Consider the following 2,561-nt stretch of genomic DNA (forward strand, 5'->3'; position numbering starts at 1 on the left):
TACTGGCAAGCGTCAGGGTTTAACTGCTTATCAATCTATTCAACAAGCTCTCTCTACTGATGGCTCCCTTTTTTCCCCTAGTTGAGCAATTACGACGAACTTTATCGCCGCTTCCACAGCGCTCTTGGGTATTTGCAAGCTGACCTCGACACCATTGAAGGCACAGGTAAGGGTGTGAATGATAGCGGCCATCTTGCCGACCTTCTCAGGCATCTTGCCAACCATTGCTCGGATACCCTGTTTAGGTTCTGCAACCCGTCGGTCTTCCGTGGCATTGTAAAAGGCAGTAAAAAGTCGCTTAGCTTCCGGGGTTAGCTCCATCTTCAAGGCCGGCAAAGCATCTATTTTTGTGTACAGGCTGCTAAGCATCGGCGTAATGTCAAAACTTCCGCTGTCTTCCTCTGACAACTTAGACGCGGCCAACGGCTGAAAAACAAATTCAAACCGAGCGAACTTACCGTTTGAGTCGCTGCAATCCTTGAGAAGTGTTGCCAATACATCGGGCTGGATGGTTCCAAAAACGCTCAACCACAAACCATCTAAATCCGCCTTAGTTCCAGAAGCCCGCAGAACTGTGCTGCCTGTACCGTTCCAGAACTCAAGCAAGTCCTCATCGTCGCTACCCTTACCCCCTCGGTATTGATTGGCTGACTTAAATAGTCCTGCCAGTTCGTCGCAGCGGTACATCAGAGCCTGATCGGGATGCTCTGCGACCTGATACAAAATCCCTTCACCTGTAGCTTTGGAGAAAGAGTAAAGTCTTTGGCGCGGTGGTTTCGGTGGCGGGCCTTGAGGTTCATCTCCTGATTGTTTCTTTTTGTGGGACTTATAGTCGGCAATTTCCTGCTCGTAGTCGTCGCAAGCTTTGCGGTACTCTTCCCGTGCTTTCTCTCGCAGTGGTTGCATTGGCCGGTCAATTATTGCCCGCATGATGGGTGATTTCTTTTGAGATGACTCAGCTACAATGCCTGCGAAATAGTTAGGGGTGCAGCGATAATCGGTATCGCGCCGGAGCAGAACTTCTGAACCAACCTTGAACAGACTAGAAACTTGAGTGAGGAGCGCTGCTAAGTAGCACTCGGTTTTCAGATTCAGCCGTGTTGCCAAAGTCTTAATCGGCGCTGCAAGGCTGGCTGGCAAAATCTCTGATAGTTCAAGCTGTGCTCTTTGAGCCGAAAGCAATCGGGCAACTTCGGCCGCGGTATCCTCTTGGTTTATTTCTTGCTCTTGCTCGCACTCGCGGTCGCGGTAAATTTTCCAAACATCTGCAGCATTGACTCGGAACCTTTGAGCTAGCTCGGAGATTTTAAGCTGTAGCTGAGATTTCTTGAGGTCGGAGTCTAGGAGCATTGGTGACAAGTTAAGACTTAATTGCATTTGTCAATCAATAATATTACTCAAAAAAACTGCTTTTTTAGGAGTGGAAAATTCACGCTTTGAGAGGGAGTAAGTATAAATATCATGGAGGCATGATTCCTCGATCGCCAAAATCTCAGTTTTATGCCCAAAATCCGAGTAAATGTTGAGCATAATTGCTGATTGACAAATGCTTTCTTAGATTAACTTGTTACCAATGGTCTAGGAGGTGTTCGATTTCTTCCCCTAACTCGGAGATGTCGGGAATCTGGAATTTCTCAGGATGGATGACTTTTGCTGTTGCTGCCGGGGGAATCTCAAAAACTTTCTTCTCTCCGATCGCCGCTTTGATATCCTCTGCGGTTATTTGATGTTGGTCGATCCAATCAGCAATGTCTAACCCTTTACTTTTGAGTACGTTTTCCCACCTTTTAGAGTTTGGGTAGGGATAAAGCCATAGGGCGTTAGGGAATTCCTGAGCCAATACCTCGGCGTGTTTGATACCTGGTTCATCGCGATCAGGAACGATAACAACCTTTGCACCTTCTAAATCGCTTGTGTCAGAGCTTCGCCACTTGCTAGAGTCACCTATGTTACAGGTAGCGGCCAAGCCTAAATCCCACAAAATGTCCGCACAAGCCTCACCCTCGACAAGGTAAATCAGCTCATTATTTGCGATCGCCTTTTTGACCTCTGCGTAGCGGTAAATAGGGATATTTTCACGCGCTACCCCTTCCGTGCCTCCTATCCAGCCAATCTGTCGGGAACTCTTGCACTTGCCCCAGCTTTGCTGAGTCCAGTCAGGCTTGCCACCTTGCCCGTCGTCAAACCTTACAACTCGCACCAATGGGGAGCCGTCGCGGGCGGGGTATTCCCAGTAGCGAGTCTGCCGGGGGCGGATACCTTTTTTGTTGGATGGGAGCGTAGTAAATTTTCCCGTCCTTATCAGCTTTCGATGTTGCTTCCCAGCCCGTAGCGGTTGGCTGTTCGCGGTTACAGACTGACAACTCACCGATTGAGTAGCACCAGTCAGGCTTGCCACTGTGAGGACAAGGATTGTCTTTTGTTACACGAATGAGTTTGGCGGTACTTGCAGGACGTCCGTTGTTCCAGTTACTATTCATAGTACAATGGCACTGAAAAAGGCTTAATCACGCCCGCAGTTTAGCTTTCAAGACAGAGCGAGGTTCCTGCATTCGAGGATA

General features: G+C 48.5%; 2 protein-coding genes. Both read right to left on the reverse strand.

Annotated elements, in window-relative coordinates:
- Positions 1-39 precede the first annotated feature (39 nt).
- The gene (locus QUA74_RS29525) at positions 40-1,377 is read right to left on the reverse strand and encodes a DUF3987 domain-containing protein (protein ID WP_333336295.1); all 1,338 of its coding nucleotides are present in this window, start codon (positions 1,375-1,377) and stop codon (positions 40-42) included.
- A 190-nt stretch (positions 1,378-1,567) separates the two neighbouring features.
- Positions 1,568-2,398: a hypothetical protein gene (locus tag QUA74_RS29530; RefSeq protein ID WP_333336297.1), complete on the reverse strand. Its 831-nt coding sequence runs from the start codon at positions 2,396-2,398 to the stop codon at positions 1,568-1,570.
- Positions 2,399-2,561 lie beyond the last annotated feature (163 nt).

It is taken from the genome of Microcoleus sp. LAD1_D3 (assembly GCF_036702135.1).
Taxonomy (GTDB): Bacteria; Cyanobacteriota; Cyanobacteriia; order Cyanobacteriales; family Microcoleaceae; genus Microcoleus.

Excerpts from the sequence above, each read along its gene's own strand:
- QUA74_RS29525 (WP_333336295.1), bottom strand. The coding sequence starts at position 1,377 with ATGCAATTAAGTCTTAACTTGTCACCAATGCTCCTAGACTCCGACCTC.